This window comes from Herbidospora sp. RD11066 (assembly GCF_054661255.1).
The window spans coordinates 1-277 of the sequence record NZ_BAAGDO010000128.1 but is presented as its reverse complement, the minus strand read 5'-3'; the positions used below and the strand labels follow the sequence as shown (position 1 = coordinate 277).

1 protein-coding gene is annotated in these 277 nt (G+C 39.7%); it reads left to right on the top strand.

The window, feature by feature from the left end; translation table 11 throughout:
• The coding region (locus ACYQ78_RS39545) for a hypothetical protein (protein ID WP_459806132.1) at window positions 1-277 on the top strand (277 nt) is incomplete at both ends.

Genomic DNA, 277 nt, shown 5'->3' with positions numbered 1-277 from the left:
GCTACTTTAGCAAGTTCTGAGGCAACAGTAAACATTTCTAACTTTAGTACCAATCCGTTGGATGTTTTGACTCTGGCTGATACTGACACCGATACATTTGCTTCTAATGGTTCAGTTACTGCTGATGCTGATGCTGTAGCAACTTTTATCCAGAATCCATCATCCGCTGCCAATTCATCTTTTAGTATAACTAATGGTGATGGTAGCGAATACTTTGGTATTGCAAATAGCCAATCCGCCGTTATCGGTTATAACTTCTTTGTCAACAGTGGTGAAA